Source organism: Caproicibacter sp., from assembly GCF_046707225.1.
Classification (GTDB): domain Bacteria; phylum Bacillota; class Clostridia; order Oscillospirales; family Acutalibacteraceae; genus Caproicibacter.
In genome coordinates this window covers 1-16678 of sequence record NZ_JBJKOP010000026.1, presented here as the reverse complement: position 1 = coordinate 16678, position 16678 = coordinate 1, and the positions used below count along the sequence as shown (strand labels likewise).

General features: G+C 52.3%; 5 protein-coding genes. 3 read left to right on the top strand and 2 right to left on the bottom strand.

Annotation, left to right across the window (positions count from 1 at the left end; all coding sequences use genetic code 11):
* Nucleotides 1-18 precede the first annotated feature (18 nt).
* Together ACLQ3M_RS04170 and ACLQ3M_RS04165 are read left to right on the top strand one after the other, a co-directional pair.
* Nucleotides 19-1950: a sensor histidine kinase gene (locus tag ACLQ3M_RS04170; RefSeq protein ID WP_411676448.1), complete on the top strand. Its 1932-nt coding sequence runs from the start codon at nucleotides 19-21 to the stop codon at nucleotides 1948-1950.
* The gene (locus ACLQ3M_RS04165) at nucleotides 1928-3046 is read left to right on the top strand and encodes a response regulator (protein WP_411676447.1); all 1119 of its coding nucleotides are present in this window, start codon (nucleotides 1928-1930) and stop codon (nucleotides 3044-3046) included. Before ACLQ3M_RS04170 ends, ACLQ3M_RS04165 begins: the two co-directional genes overlap by 23 nt.
* A 61-nt stretch (nucleotides 3047-3107) precedes the next feature.
* Here the strand turns inward: ACLQ3M_RS04165 and ACLQ3M_RS04160 are convergent, their stop codons facing one another.
* The gene (locus ACLQ3M_RS04160) at nucleotides 3108-5030 is read right to left on the bottom strand and encodes an O-antigen ligase family protein (RefSeq protein WP_411676446.1); all 1923 of its coding nucleotides are present in this window, start codon (nucleotides 5028-5030) and stop codon (nucleotides 3108-3110) included.
* A 230-nt stretch (nucleotides 5031-5260) separates the two neighbouring features.
* On the opposite strand from ACLQ3M_RS04160, the gene ACLQ3M_RS04155 reads away from it, so the two are divergent.
* The gene (locus ACLQ3M_RS04155) at nucleotides 5261-6655 is read left to right on the top strand and encodes an undecaprenyl-phosphate glucose phosphotransferase (protein ID WP_411676445.1); all 1395 of its coding nucleotides are present in this window, start codon (nucleotides 5261-5263) and stop codon (nucleotides 6653-6655) included.
* A 223-nt stretch (nucleotides 6656-6878) separates the two neighbouring features.
* Here the strand turns inward: ACLQ3M_RS04155 and ACLQ3M_RS04150 are convergent, their stop codons facing one another.
* Nucleotides 6879-16394 carry an Ig-like domain-containing protein gene (locus ACLQ3M_RS04150; protein ID WP_411676444.1) on the bottom strand — a complete coding sequence of 3172 codons (9516 nt, stop codon included), beginning with the start codon at nucleotides 16392-16394 and terminating at the stop codon, nucleotides 6879-6881.
* Nucleotides 16395-16678 lie beyond the last annotated feature (284 nt).

The following is a 16678-nucleotide window of genomic DNA, read 5'->3' as shown; positions in this document are numbered from 1 at the left end:
ATTGGGAAAACAAGAATCATGAAACACAAAAAACAAGTTATTTCCTTTGGCCTGATTGCGCTTATCATCGGAATTTCATTGACAGCCCTTCTTTTTTATGTTCATTGGGAAACGGACGGGAAGCTTTCGGTTCAGAGGGGACGAATTGATTTGTCCGATTGGGAACGGCAGCCAGATCGGAATCCGGTAGCCCTGACGGGCGAATGGGAGTTTTACTGGAAGCGGCTGGTGACCGACAAGGAGCTGCGGGAGGGCGTAAAGCCGGATTTGCTTGTGACGGCGCCTAAAGTCTGGAACCGGTATCGGATCAATGGAAAGGAATTGGGCGGAACCGGCTTTGGAACCTATCGGCTCCATGTTACCGGCATTCGGGAAGGGGAACCGCTGGCCCTTTGGATTCCGACCTTTTCGACTGCGTACCGAATTTACATAGATGGGAAACTGCTGGCGGCCAACGGCGTTGTTTCCGCGGACGAAAAGGATGGGGAACCGGAATACCGGCTGAATCAGGTTTGCTTTACCCCCTCCGGCAACAGCTTTGACATCATCATTCAAGTCTCGAATTATACCTATGCGCGCGGCGGTATGTGGGGAACGCTGTACCTGGGTACTCCGAAGCGCATTGAATCGAGCCGCGGCCTTCTTCTTTTCCGGGATTCGTTTTTATTAGGCAGCTTTTTTGTAATGGCGTTTATATACGGCTCCCTTTTCTTTTTTCGCAGGCGGGAGAAAAGCCATATCTTTTTCTCGGCTCTTTGCGGCATGGTCGCGGTGCGGACCTTATTGCACGGCAGCTATCTTTTTAAGACCTTTTTCCCTTTCCTCGGCTTTTCAGCGATTATTCGGACGGATTACATGACGCTGTACTGGATTCCGATCCTATTGGGGCTGTTGTTTCAGAAACTGTTCCCCGATGAAATCCATCAAAAGGCTTTAAAAATATTCACGGGTTATGCTGTTTTTATGACGGCTTTGACTCTATTGACGCCCGTTTCTTTTTTTACCAGTCTGATTTACGGGATAGAAACAATGATTTTTATCATCTCCGGCTATCTTTTCGCCCGAATGTGCGCCGCGGTTTCTCATGACAGAATCCATGCCGCGCTGATTATGACCGGCGGCCTCATTGTTCTGGAGTGCTGCGTCTTTGACATCCTGTATCAGAATAATATTGTGAATGCAGGCTTGCTGGAGCTTACTCCGGTCGGGTTTTTCCTCATGCTGCTGGGGCAGGCGCATGTCTTGGCTGAGAGCTTTGCCGAGAACATCCGCAAGAAAGAGGAGACTCTGCTAAAGCTCCAAGCTTCGTTGGAACGGGAGAAAAAATCGGAATTAAAATTTCTAAAATCCCAAATCCGGCCTCATTTTATTCACAACGCGTTAAATACAATCCTGTCGATTTCGCGAAAAGACGTTCCGCGTTCCCAGGAGCTTCTGGTGGAATTCAGCAGTTATCTGCGCGGATGCTTCGATTTTAAAAATCCGGAGGATTTGATCCCGATTGAAAAAGAGCTGGAGTTTATTCGGTCCTATCTTTCGATCGAGCAGGCACGCTTCGGGGACCGGCTTCAGGTCCGGTATGATATTGACGACCGATCCGTCAGGATACCGCCGCTTATCTTGCAGCCGCTGGTTGAAAATGCGGTGATTCACGGCATACGGCCTAAACCGGATGGAGGAAACATCCTGGTTTATGTCAAACGAGCCGGCGACGGCGTGAAAATAGGGGTAATGGACGACGGGGACGGCATTCCACCCGGGCGGATCGAAGAACTGATCGCCGGGGAAGAATCCGGAAGAGGCGTCGGTATTTACAATATTACGCGAAGGCTCAAAAAGATCTATCATATCTCGCTCTGCATCCAAAACAGGGATACCGGCGGTTTGGATGTATCGATGGAGCTGCCGCTAAATGGAGGTCGATACAATGCTGAAAGCAATCCTGGTTGACGACGAACTGCCCGCGCTGGAAGAGCTGGAGTACCAGTTGGAAAAATACAAGACGGTTACGATTGCGGCAAAGATTCAGGATTCCCGCGCCGTGCTGGAAAGAGTGGAAGAAATCAGGCCGGACTTGATTTTCCTCGATATCGATTTGCCGGGGACGAACGGTCTGGAACTTGCGCTTAAAATTCAGGACTTGTGTTACGGGATTATTATCGTTTTTATCACGGCGTATTCGGAATACGCGCTTCAGGCGTTTCAGGCATATCCTCTGGATTACATTTTAAAGCCGGCCGATGAAAAACGCCTGCGCAAAACCATGGAACAAATTCTCAGGCAAAAGGAAGGGCCGCTCGTTGCAGAGGAAGCATACCATACCGTAATCCGGTGCTTCAATCATTTTGAAACCTTCAGCGACAACACCCAAAAAATACCGATCAAATTTTCAACAAGATATGCGAAAGAACTGTTTGCTTACCTGATTTGCCATTTTGAAACGGATGTTACGCGGAATGAGCTGATGCACAATATTTTTGACGGTAAGACGGATAAAAAAACCATAAACCTTCTTCATGTGACGATCTATCGTCTGCGCCGTTCAATCGCAGAAGCCCAAATCAGCAGGGACACCATTCAAATTTCAGGAAGCTACAGGCTGGAAGCGGCCGACGGCGTCTGCGATTATATTGACTTTTGCAAATTTATCAAAAGAAATCCTTATATTGACGCGTCTAATATCCAGCAGGCAAACGCAATGGCGAATCTGTATTCCGGTGCCTATCTGCAAAGCGAGAATTATATTTGGGCTGAGGAAATCCGGACGGAAATGGAGCTGAAATACGAAACGCTTATCCTGAAAATGGTGGAGTTTTATTACGGCACAGGCGAATTTGATGCTATTGAACGGCTGCTGAATACACTGATCCATTACAACCCATTGTCTGAAGCGGGCAACCGTTCTCTGCTGGAGTTTTATATGCGGCAGGAAAATCGGGAAAAGTTTGAAATACAGTACGGGATTTATGAAAAAATCTTAAAAAACGAACTGCAGATCAGACCGGAGCGAAAATTTGTCATATTTCACCAAATAGCCACCCGATAGCTGCAAACGTGCAATCCCCAGTTTTTGCTGCCGGAGCATGGACCGGTCAATCTCTCTATCTTCAAGCTTCAACCGTCTCTTTCCCGGCAGCCGCCGCAGGACCGTTGGAAAGCTCCCTGCGGTTCTGGAAGTTTACCGCGATCCCGCTCCCCAGAAGAATCCAGAAAACGGGAGCGACGCTGACCACCGAGTCGTTGAACAGGCCGGCGAACAAATACCCGACGATTCCCAGGCAGAGCGCGATTCCCAAAATTTGATTTTTTTGATATTTCCTCTTCATGGCATACAGACGGAAACTGTCAATCAAATAGAGAAGCATCATGGCCAGAAAAGCTGCCAGCGCAATGCCTCCTTCACCGAAAAGAATTTGCAGATATAAGTCATGCGGCTTGTCAACCAGCATATTCGCGGTGCCGTACGCCCAATATTTGCCCAGCAGATCGTTCTGCGGAAAATGCAGCTCAAAAGTATCGGGCCCGGCGCCAAGCAGCAGGTGTCCGGAAACCATCGGCAAAGCGCGGGACCAGATGTAGCCGCGCGCGGAGCCAAGCTTCTCCTTGCCTTTAAACCCGAACGTCGGCGGAGTTTTCAGGGAATCGATCTCGACTGTGCCGGAGGAATTGGTCATCTGTAGTTTATCTCCGCCGTCAATCCGGAAAAAAAACTGCGGCTGCCCGTCAATGTCGACTACGATTCCATGCTCATCTTGGTCAAATCCCATTAAAGTCAGGCCAAATCCAATCCGCTGGAAACGCGGGTCCGTTATCACGCTGAGCCCGTTCTGCATCTGAATCGAAACGCTGCGGCCGCTTCCGTCCTTTAAATCCAGTGAATTCTGCTTCAGCGCGGCATTCAGCACATCCTGATTCTGTGTCACTATTTCAATCGTGCCGCCGTTTTTCACAGAAATATCTCTGATTGGGAGTTGGGAAAGATAGTCGTCGCCGCTGCTGTTTTGAAAGACGGCGGAAACGTCGCTGAGCAGGCTGGGAATCCTGGAGAATATTTTTCCGTGGCTGACGGTGTTCACCCCGATCAGCGCAATCATGACAAGAGCGAAAGCGGACAGCGAAACTTTCCAATGCTCCGTCAGGATCTTCCAGAAAAAGACGATTCCAAAAAGCAGGGCGAAAACCACGCCGACGATCCCGGCGCGCGAGGTGCTGCCCAGCAGGAGCCAGACGGAAAGCAGCGCCATGCTCCAAAGCGCAAGCCTCGCGCGCAGATTCTTTGCGAACAGCGCAGGCACGAGAAATACGGGCGCGGCAATGGCGGCAAAGCTGCCCGCATAATCCCAGTGATAGAATGTGCCGTACAGTCTTCCGGAACTGGACTGCAAACTTATTTTCTTAACCCTGTCGAAATCCCAGGGGAAAACCGTCAGCAATTTGCCGAAATCCGTGGGAAAAAGGTCGTGTCCGAAATATTGAAAGGCGCCCAGAAAAGAAGACACGGTCACAACGATTCCCAAAGCAATCAAAAGATTGCGGCCGTCCCTTTCCGTGCGATAGACGTACATGGTGTAGAAAAGCAGCAAAATATAGCAGCAAAGAATCAGCGCGCCCTCGGCACGGTCGTGGGCTCCCCAGAAAGCGATGGAAGAGTACTGCGAAAAACAGGCGGAAAGGAGCGTAAACAGAAGAAAGACTCCGCCCGCGGCAAGGTACGCGGTATAAATGCGGCTTTGCTTTTTCAATATTTTTTTATAATTGAAAGCGCTTACGGCCAGCAAAATAATTCCGGTCAAAAAAAGAAGCCACGCCTTGCATTGGGAAAAGAGATCGCCGTAAGTATCCGTACCGATTATTTTCGCTTCGTTCGGGTCCACGGAGACGATCGTCATATGTACAGCCAAAGGGATGACCGCAAGGGCCAAAAGCACAGGTAAAAATAATCGGTTCCGCTCCGGCGAAACAAGAGTTGACGTTGCTTCCGCCCCTTTTGTGCTTTTTTTCGCTGCCGTTACTTTTTTCTTTGAAGACATTTTAATATGCACCTTCTATATTCAAATGAATCTCGAATCCGCTTCTTTTGAAACTCAAACCGCTTTTCCGGTCCGCAAGTCAAGCCGGGATGAATAGCTAAATTATATCATTGGAACACCAAAGATACAACAGAATGGAAGGATTGTTCTCTTTATTTTGGAAACTCCCTTGTATTCATCCGGAAAAGCCACTACAATTGATGCAGATATTTTTTATATGAGGAATGCATATGATTAAGGATAATCAAAAAATATTAAATACGATTTTAGCTCTGGCCGATGCGGGAATCTGTTTTGCGTCGATGATGCTTGCGTACGCGCTGCACTTTTGGAACTATCAGGGCGTCCATATTGAAATCGCCTATTACGTGAAGCTGCAGCTCTATATTATCCCGATTTACTTTTTTCTGTATCATTATTTTGACCTTCACGACTCCTTTCGGCACAAGTCTCTCGTTTCGGAAATCGGAAGCGTGGTGCAGGCCAATACCATTGGCATCATTCTTATTTTCGTTCTGGTGTTCTTTCTAAAGGAAGTCCATGTTTCCAGATTTGTTATTTTGATGTTCGGCATCCTCGATGTGGTATTTTCCTCTCTGTTTCGTCTTTCCCTGCGCAAATTGCTCCGGCGCATGCGGGCCAAGGGGTACAATTTAAAGCATTTGCTTCTGGTGGGCTGGAACGACGTTTCGGCGGAATTTTACGACAGAGTCCTGGCCAATCACAGCCTGGGCTATGATTTTGTCGGGTACCTTGAACACACAAAGGCCTTCACGGCCGGGAGAAAAATCGCCTATGCGGGCGGATTTTCCTCTTTGCCGTCTCTGTTGGACCGCAAAGGAATCGACCAGGTCATTATTTCCCTCGATTACAATGATTTTTCCGAATTGGGCGGGTTGATCGAAGCTTGTGAAAAAGCGGGAGTGAAATCGAATTTGCTTCCCTTTTACACAAAATACCTGCCGACCCGGCCATACATTGACGAAGTGGAAGGCATGCCGCTGATCAACATCCGCAAGGTTCCGATCGACAACATCCTGAACAGCTTCAGCAAGCGCCTTTTCGACATTGTCGTTTCCCTTTTCGCTCTGGTGCTGTTTTCCCCTTTGATGGCCGTGACCGCACTCGGAATCAAGCTCACTTCACCCGGGCCGGTAATCTACAGGCAGGAAAGGATCGGCCGGCAGAAACGGCCCTTTCAAATGTACAAATTCCGTTCCATGAAAGTGGAAAACGACAATTCCGACATGAATACCTGGGGAACCGGGGACGACCGCCGCCGAACCAAATTCGGCGCTCTGATCCGCAAATTGAGTATTGATGAATTGCCTCAGCTGATCAATGTTCTAAAAGGGGACATGAGCCTGGTTGGGCCGCGGCCTGAACGCCCGTACTTTGTGGACAAGTTCAAGGAAGAAATCCCGCTCTATATGTTAAAGCACCTCATGAGGCCCGGAATCACCGGCTGGGCGCAGGTAAACGGGTGGCGCGGAGACACTTCCATTGAGGAACGGATTAAATGCGACATGTATTACATAGAAAACTGGACTTTCCTGCTGGACGTCAAAATCCTGCTTTTGACCGTTTTTAAGGGCTTTGTGAACAGAAATGAATCCATGAGGTGATCCCCGGAATGGGTTCCTCCCACGGAAAACCGCGCTTGAATCGCTTCCGTTGCGCTGCGCCGAGGTCCATTTTTGGCATGTGCGCCGTTGCCGGATGCCCCGGGTCCGGTCAAGAGGTTTATTTAAGACAGCGGCGGAACAGTCTGATTCAAATCACGATTCAGGGCGCCCCGGCGGCTTTGCCGCGGGACGCCCTGAATTTTTAATTCCCGTATTGCCCGCTTCAGCGGATATTTGCAATCGCCACCGGGGCGCTGCTGCCGTTCAGATAGAATCCGCAGCCTTCTCCCGTCTTACCCGCCGCAACAAAGCTGATGTACCAGTCTCCCCCAATTTGCCGGATCCTGACGCATTGAAAATTGCTGCTGCCCGGAACAAGAACCGGCTTTCGGTCGGAGACAATCTTAAACTGATATTGTTTTCCTTCCTGCACATCAAACACTCCGTGCGTATCGCAGGAAGCGCCGCCGTAAACGTCCGGCCCGACCGTCAGAATCAGCAGATTGCCGCCGCCGTTGATATACACGCCGGTTTGGCTGCCGGGATTTCCGATCGGAGTCACCCGGTAGCTGTATTCGTTTCCGGAAACGCTTAAAAGCCGTACGCTGAATACACCGGGCGTGCCGAGCACAAACGACGGAACGCTGTCGTCCGTGCTGGTGACTTGGAACACGTAGGAATCATTGAGATTCATGTCGCCGGACGCATTGACGGTGTAGTTCGGTCCTGTTTGATTGACGGGCGTTGTCTCTTTGCCGCGGTGACCGCCGTCGTCACCGGACGGCGTTCCGGAGCCGCCTCTTTTTGCTTTGACCGTGACCTGAACGCTGACCCCCAGTGAGACGGAATGCGGATTTTTAACCGCAGCCGGAAGCGCGACCGTTCCGTCTACGGAAAAGGTTTGACCGGATTTTTCCGCGGGATCGTATTTGCACCCCTGAACGTCCCAGGTGACGGGCACGCTTTGCGTCCCGGAGTAAGTATTGATCCGCACAGTTTCCGGAAGACGCAGCGCCTGCGCCGTTTTTGCCGTGCCGTTTGCCAGCCCGGTAATATCTTTGGGAGAAATAATGCTTTTCAGGATACCGCCGGAGGAAAAAGTCAGCATGTATCCGTCGGTCGGGAGCAAGCCTGCACCGGAGTCTTTTACCGGCGCCGCATCCGGCTGATTCGCGGGAGGGGCGGCCGCAAGCACAGTTTCAGATGTTTTCAGGGCCGCCTGCGAGCTTCCGGCGCCGGGCCGGGAAGAAGCGTCGGAAGATACCGCCGACGCGGACGACGAAGGTGTTTTTTCAGACGGAGCAGAGGAAGCGGAGCCGGAGGACGAGTCTGCCGTCTTTGCAGGAGCTCCCGCCGAGGAATAAATCTTAACCGTCTTGGCCGACCTGCCGTCCAGCGGCAGCGTATACGATACCGCTCCCGTTCCCTGCGCAAGCACGGTCTGACCCGCCGCGTCCGTAATGGTCACATAAGTTTCCGGATTTGCCGCGGCAGCCATAATCGAAGTGGAGGACAGGTTGAACGTGCTGAGAGAATAAGTGTGCTGATTTTTGTCAAAGGGAAGATTGACTCCCTGAGCGGTAATATTCGCGATTCCGCCGGAAGCGTCCCCGGCTGTGAAATAAGCCGCCGCGACCTTTTGCCCGGATTTGGAGAATTTGATCTGTGCCTGCACGCTTTCTTCTCCGTCCAGATTCAGCAGTTCGGAGTCGGTAACAGCCAGCAGGCGGGTTTCCATGACATTGCCGTGCTCATCCAGAAGCTGCGCGGCAACGTTGCCGTTGGAGGACGGAGTCATGGAAAGATTCTTTACGGTCAGGTTGGCGACCGTCGCGCTGCCGGAGTTATCCTGCCGCACCGTTACGCGGAACGCACTGCCGTTGTTGGCTTCCACAGGATTTGCGATCAGAATGTTTTTCGTATTGTTGGAGGTGTCGTTCTCTACCAGTTCGCCGTAAGAGCCGTCGGCCTGTTTTTCTTCGACCCAAACGCGCCCGTACAGCCGCAGTCCTCCGCTTGGAATCCCGTCCGCCGGTACGTCGTAGGTAAAACGCATCGTCAGCGCGCTCTGATTCAGCAAGTTCAAATCATCGCCCGTGATTTCACGTTTTTCCACCAGAGTGCCGTTGGGATTGCCGTTTTCATCGTTTTCGCTGCAGTCCGGGGATGTGTAGAAAGCAACGTAGACCCGTCGGCCGCCGCCGCTGACGACAGGAACATCGCTCAGGTTTTGAAGCGTGGCCTGAATCACCCGTTTTCCCTGTTCGTCACCGACAAGCTCCACTTTTGAGATTCCCGTGTCCGGAAGATTCAGCTTTAAAGTTCCGGTTTTCGAGCTGCTCGTACTGTCGCCGAATTCCGCTGTCACCGTGTAATCGACATCGTGAATTCCGGTGTTTTTGTCCGGAACATCATAGACAAAGGAAAGCGCCTGCTTTTGGTTTGGCAGCAGATTCAGATGATCAAACGTCTGGGCTTTTCCGTCCACCGTAATGGCGACGGAATTGACGGGGAAAGCCCCGGTATTTTGAATGACGAACGGAATATTGGTTGTAAATCCGCATTTCAGCTCCGAGTAGTTGACTCGGACATCCTGCAGGTCGATCGCATTGACATACGACGAACCGGCCTGCTGCATGGAGCATACCGCCGCTTTTGTGTCGACTTGCCGCCCATCCGTAGTATAGACCTGTTCTGTCGCGCCGGTGTAGGAAGTTGCCAGCATAACCGTATGAATTTGCTTGGAAGAAGGATTGTAGGCAGCGTCAAAATGGTCGATGACCGTGTCGTCCTGCATTTCGGCCAGGTCGAGCGTTCCGGAAAGATAAACGGAGCCGCTCCCGTCCCGGCAGAACTTGACGGCTTTCAAGCTGTCTTTATTGCTGCCCTGCGCGTCCAGCCCCCCGTTGTTCTGCGCTTCGGACACAGCGGGCTCCACCCAGACAAGAGATAAATCATCCAGCTTCAGATTCTCTCCTTTGGCAAACCGGAAACTTCCGGCGGAGGAAATCCGGGTGCTGTCCCCGATACTGCTGAGGGAATCCGGAAAATCCTGATATGGTGTTCCGTCGCCGTCCACGGCGGCCAAAAGGATATCCGACGAGGTCGTTTCGCCGCCGTCGGCTTCTTTCCCTGTAATGGAGGTGTGCCAGCCGAGGACAAATTTCTGGTCTTTCTTGCCGCCGGTTCCGAAATCCACCGCCGCAATCTGCGGGTTTTCATCCGTATTGCCGTCGTTTGTCAGCCGAATGCTGTTTTTGAAAGACCCGTTCGAATCGACAACTGAGCAGAAGGTTTCCCATCCGGCGGTGTCGGCGGCATTACCGCCGCAGTCCACCGTGTAGGTCAGGCCCGCCGTGCCGTCGTCCAGCATCGCTGCCTGCAGCCCTTTGACGCCTCCCGCGGAGCCGTTGTAAAGCACCCGGGCATCGCTCCAATGCCCGCCGCTGTAAGTCTTATAAAGAATCCGGTCGCTGACCCCGGAGTAATCAAGGGCATTCGGGTCCATGCTGCTGCCGGAAACGCTCCGCCAGGCCACAATCGCGCGGCCGGAATTTGCCGCGGCCACGGGGGCCATATCGGCCGTCAGATTATCGCCGTTCGAGTCGGTCAGCGCAGCCGTGGACCAATCGGAACCGTTATAAACGGAAGCCATAACCTTCGTGCTGTTTGTCATCGAAGAAACATCCGATTGACTCAGCGTTTCTCCGGGCTTTTCACTCACTTTCGTCTGCTGCCGTGTCCAGGCCGCAACGGCAAAGGAGGCGTTCCCGTCCAGAGTCAGTGAACTGTCCGGCCCCGCGGTATCGTCATCCCGCAAAACGCCTTGATCCGTATAGGAAGAGCCGCTTTTCAACGCCCATGACGCACGGGTTTTGTTCACGTCGGTACTTCCGCCGTCGGTCAGGTACCCCAGAAGCGCCCCGTCGCGGGTCGTCACCGGGTTGGCATAAGGGTAAGCGTTTGTCTGTATCTTGGAAGGTGCGTTCGACACCGAAGCGCGCAGAAGATTTCCGCCGCCCCAGTTTCTGACGTAATTGCCGAGATAATCCCGGCTTTCCAGCGAAACGGAATGGCTGACGGTCTCAAGCCCGGAGGAAGATTTCAGCAGGCCGCGCATCCCGGAAGGAGCGGAGGCTGAGACCGATCCGCCGAAGCGCCCGCCCAGGAAGCCGTAGCTGAAGCCTTCCTCCGGATCATCCGGCATCGGAATGGTCTGGTCTGATTTCCAGTCCGAAATCTTATTGTGTGCACCCGACCCTTTTAAGTCCTTGGTAAACAGGGTTCCGCCGTATCGGAACGACGCCAGTACGGTGGAATAGGACACGAACAAAAACTTCGCGACAAATTTAATTCCGGCCGTACCGTATAAGCTGGCACTGATATCCGACAATTCCCGGTCGTCCGTTTTGTACCCGCGCAGCAGGGTTTCGTTGTTCAGGCCGAAATCAATCTGGCCGAAGATTCCGATTTTAAGAGCCATAATTTCATAATCCCAGCCAAAGCCGCCAAAGGCTTTTACATAAAGGTTGATTTGCAGAAGGGAGAAAATATCGTTGATCTGCGACGCTTTGACGCCCGCCGGAACCGTATCGGACGGCTTGACGGCACGATACGCCAGATTAATCTGCGCGCCCAGACCGAATTCCGCCGTAACGGGGATTCCTTCTATACTCGCATTGTAAACCTTGGAATAGCCGGCCATTGCGCCGAGGTCCACCCCGCCGCCGGTCACAGTCATTTTCCATTTGCCCGCGTCCGCATCGTACCGGGCTTCCACCTCAAAGTAACCGGTAATGCTCAGGCCGTATTCAAAGCCGCCTTTCACGGCTCGCTCCTTTTCACCGGTCAGCTGTTTCTTCATATCCTCTTTGTCTTCCTTGCTTGTAAGCGCGTCGGAAACGCCGGGCAGCTCCATTTCTTCATCGGCGCCGCCGATCTCAATGGAGGTGTCTTCTCCAATTCCGGAGGATACCGTAATCAGCCCGCGGTAAACCATCGGGTCCTGCGTCGCGGTAATCAACAGATTCATGGTGTCGGAACCGACGGAAGCGCCGTTCATAAACTGCATGACTTTCCCAAGTGTTTTGTCGGAGCCGGACATCTGCCCCATCGCATTTCCGGTAATGCTGTTAAGATCCATGCTCATGTCGCCGGACTTTTTCATATCGGAAAACGCCGTATTGATGCCGCTGTCCTTATCGTCCGCGTCCGGCGCGCCCACCATGTTTGAAAAACTGAACGGGCTTTGCGACCTGCTGTAAAGCGAACCGTCCGGACGGTACAGAGCCGCGGCGGCGCCTTTGCTTTGACCGGCTGCAAGGTTCAGCGTTATCGGAGTCATCGTTGTGACATTGCGTGTATAGGCCATGGAAGCGAATGGGTAATTCAGCGTTTCGGATTTCTGTTCCGCAATTTCAGCGCCGTATTCATCCTCAATTTTCATCCCGTAATCTTTGGGGTCCGCGGGGTCGGATTCTCCCCACCATGCGGCGGTGCTGATCAGGTCGGCATTGGGGTATTGGTTGCCCGGGCCGATGGAGCCGGTGTAATCCGACACGTCCAGAAGCCGGCCGCTCTGCAGATGGTAATCGATCTTTTGGGACACGAGAAACGGTTTGTTCTTTTCAGAATCGGAGGGAACGCGCTTCAGGCTAATCACGCTGTCGCCGAATTTTACGGTTTCCTCCGGGCTGACGCTTCCGTCGACCGTTACAAGCTGCGGGTAATAGTCGTCGTTTGCAAACCGGATTTCATAAATAAAGCTGATTTTGTCGGCGCCGGTCAGCGGCTGGCTGCCGCTGCCGGTTGAAAATGCCGTGGAATCGAAGTGCAGTTGAAAATGCCCGTCGCTCCCCACCGCCATGCTCTGATTTTTTACCTCCGTGCTTGTGCATTCCCGGTTGTTCCTGTACACGGCCCCGCCGTAGGTAACCGTACCGGAGTAAGGATTCCCGTCGTCCCCTTTCAGGTAAAGATCCAGTGTGGTGACCGGGCGGAGCTGAAAGATATTTACCGGATAAGGGTCGTATGCGCCCGCGTCGCCTTCCGCGGAAAGCAAATCGTCGTGAAACAGCGTCCCCAGGTAGGTGTCCTGAGCGGAAACGGATTTGAGGGAAACATTCCCTTTGATTCCATCCGGCTCATAAATCGCGATCCTGCCGTCGCTGTCGGTTTTCAGGGTCCGGGATACTCCTTTTCCGTTTACATAGCTGACGGTTGTTTCCTGCTTTGGGTAGCAGTTGAGAAGGTAGAGTTTGTCTTTCAGAGTTTTCACCGTTACATTCAGCGTCCGCTTCATTCCGGTCGGCGCGTGCGTCGCGGTAATCCGGGTCGTGCCGTCCGCGTTGCCCACCAGCATAAACTGTTCCTTCGGACTGTAACTGATGTAATCAAACTTTTCCACATTCTGATACAGCGAGCCCTGCCGGAAATTGACGGAAGCGGTTTTGCTGTCGGCCGATTTCCACAGAATGCGGTCCGTCACATTCCCCCACGGAAACTGATTAAAATTGATGCTGAGCGTCTTTTTCAGGCCGATGTTCCGGTTCAGGGCCAAAATCCCCTGACTGCCGTCCTTTTGGTAAATACTCTTGATGTCCGGCTCGTTGTCCATTGTAACGGAGCTTCCGTCCTCGGCCGCGTTTCCGTCCAACATCAGCTTCATGGAATCGTGCTTGTAGACGTTCAGAACAAAGGAATCCATGCTCCATGAGGAATCCGTCGGACTTTTGGCTTGCAGCAGAACCGTGTAAACATCCTTCAGCTGCCCGTCGGCCACCGGCTGGATGTTGAGAGAATAGGAGCCTTTTGCAGACTTGATTCCTGCGGACGCATCCACGGATTTCCCGTTTTTCTGAATGCTCAGGCTGATATCCCCGCTGTCTTCCAGATTTGTAATATTCCATCCGATTGCAAGGCTCTTTTTGTCGTCCGTAATGTTGTAACTCGCAAGTTTGTTGAAAACGGCTTTCACAGGCTGCGGGTAAACAAGAATACTGCCGATTGCCTTCAGGGTCTCCGCCGGTTTGTCGGGATTTGCGGCGCTGACCAGAACCGTGTAAGCGGGGGTTAAATTTTTGTCGGCATCCGCAGAGGAAACTTTGCTCAAAATATTTTCCGGGACCGTACATTCGCTTTGGTTTGTGATGTCTTTGGAATAAACCGGCGTGCCCTTCAGTTCGCCGGGGTCGCTGAATTGTCCCTGATAAACGCCCACATGGAAAACAGGCTGGGAGGCGGCGCCCTTCCGGTCAATCAGGTTTTGTTCCCAAAAGAGCTTCACGCTCTCGTTTTTTCTGGTATAGAACGCATTGCTTCCTTTCGGGAAGACAACCGCGGGAATGCCGTCATTGGAAATCGTGTACTCCGACGACTGCTGGGAAACCGCCGCCGCAACGCCGTTGTTATGGGCGGTAGCGGTAAAAGTGACCTTTCCGGCCTTGTGCGGCGTAACAACCCCCGTATTCGCGTCGATGTCGGCAATGCTTGAGTCGCTGCTGCTCCAAGCGACGGCGGGGAATGTCGTGTTGTCCGGCGACACGGCTGCTTTCAACTGGACCGCTTCGCTGCCGGTCGTATAAATCACATGGTCGGACGGCTCGGTAATACTGATCTCCGTCACAGGCACAATCGACGCGATGTTTGCTTCGGCCTGCATGCCGAAAACAGCTGTTCCGCCGGAAAAAACGCCGCCGCTGTAAGCCGTTCCGTCATATAAAGCAATGGAAAGGGAAGTCTGGCTTTGCGACAGGTAGTTTTTCGCATCGATTTCGGCGGTGTAGGTCTTGCCTTCGTCAGCGGTGCTGAGCGGATAGGCTTTTCCGTTCGCCATGACGCAGACGCTTTTCAGTGTTTTGTTGTTCAGCCCCGCCTCATCGTCCATCCATTTGGAGTAGGCGGTGTCGGGCGTCAGACGAATCTGAATGGTTCCGTCGTACGGAAAAACGCCGCCGCTCGGCGCATTGGCCACCGAAAGGCTTTGAAACGCCAAAAGACGGTTTTGCTTCATGCTAACATTGTCAATGCTGAAACCGCCCGTCGGCTCGCAGGCGGCGGTAGTATTCCCTGACAGATCCGTAATGCTGTACACGCCGCGGAGCTGAAGTTCCGCGTTCGGACTCGCCGGTACCGGATACAGGTACGAACGGTATTTACAGGTTGTGCCGGAGCCTTCCTGCGGGCTCAAAACGGTGCCGTCTTTCATCTTCAGTGTGGGCGAACCGGTGACCGGTTCCGAAAATTCCACGGTAATCGGGATCTGCATGCCGGAAGTATAGGTGCCGTCCGGGGCAGTTACACCCGCAACGGCCGGCGGCTGCTTATCATAAATGAAAAACTGCGTCGTCTGGCTGGTACTGCCGGGAATATTGTCCCCGAGGTTGTTGCTGTAGGTCACGGAAGTCTGACCGGAAGGCGGGGTAAAAACCAGCAGATCCGGAATCGCGCCGGGAACGCGGGCGGTCAAAGTAAAGCTTTGCCCCGGCGTGCTGCTGTAAACCCCAACCGGATACTTTTGCGGGGGAAGGTTGTCGTAATCCTGAAAGGAGTTATCCGTATCCTGATATTGAGCGTTGTCGATTTTGGTTTCAACGCCGTTTACCTTCGTTTTCAGCAAGGGCTTTGCGGTCATAACCGTGGAGGTGAGAGTGTCAGAGGAATTCAGCGTCTGGGTCGTTTCCAGAGTGAACCATGCCTTTGACAGGTCCCCGAAAATTTCTAGCGCCGAATTTTTAAGCTGTGCTGTGTTTGCTACGACTGAATTTATACTTACCGCGGGTTCACTTTTAGTACCGATGCAAGTCGGGGAACTGGCATAGGTTAACGTATACTTGTCGCTCTGCATCGTCCAGCTGTAATTGTATTTCGAGGTAATTTTGAACGTCTCGGCGTACGAATCCGGATGGTCCGCATCCTGGTAAAAAAGAGAGTGGACCGGGGAATAAACCTGCAGGAACCAGGTCTGGTCGCCGTTGCAGTGGGTTTCCGTATCGTTATAAACAATATGTACGCTGTTACATTTTGTTTGCCCCGCAGAAATCGTCATGGTCTGAGGCGTGCCGCCTGCCGAACGCAGAGAACCCGCAAGGCAGCGGTAGGTAAAAGATACGTCATAGGAAAGCGGTGTGTATACAGGGTTGCCGTTTTGATCCGCCAGTTGGGCACTCAGATTCGCTCCGTCCCATATGACCTTAATCCGGATGTTCTGATTCAAAGCGGACTCGGCGGACAGCGCCTTCAGGTTTAACCCCGTGCTTTGCAGCTGCGCCTGCAGGGAAGCATAGGATTGCTCGCGCTGCGCGTCGAACGGAACCGCGTCCGAAAGGTAGGTCTTTTTCAGCCTTTTCAGCTCGTCTTCAATCTGAATCATGGTATTAAGATTTTCCAGCGTGACTTTTGTGCCGTCTACACTGACGGTCTTGGTCAGGTCTGTTCCGGGCTTTTTCATGAGCGCCTTCACCTGCTCCAGCGTCATCGGCGTACCGTCCACCATGATATTCTGACTGACGGACAGAGTTCCGTCGGCATCGAGAAGGCCCATGTTTTTCAGTTCTTTCTCCACATCCTCCTGCGTCAGGTTGCCGCCGTACATGGATTGGAGCCGGCTCAGAATCGTTTGGTTCTGCCCAGGTGTATTATGTAAAGTTGACGCGATGTCCGCATTCGCCGGGATGACCGCCTGGAAAATCATTGCTATGGTCAGCGCCAACGCAATCATCTTTTTTCGCACATGATACATATTCAATTCCCTCCGTAGAATCAAGCTGCAGATTGACTTTTATCTTCATGTTAAATTATACCAAAGGATTCTGACAGGATTCTAACGCATGGTTCTTTTTGCGAACATAAAATAGGAAATATGAGAATTTAATTAAAATCTTACAGGGCGATACTCTTAAGGAACCTCTGAACAAATGGCATAAATAGAGACTTTAGCGAAGTGAGAGCAAGGAAGCGCTGCAGACCGGTTGTAAGTGCCGCATTTTGATCCCGCATTACCGGATTCATCCCCAAGTTTTGCAG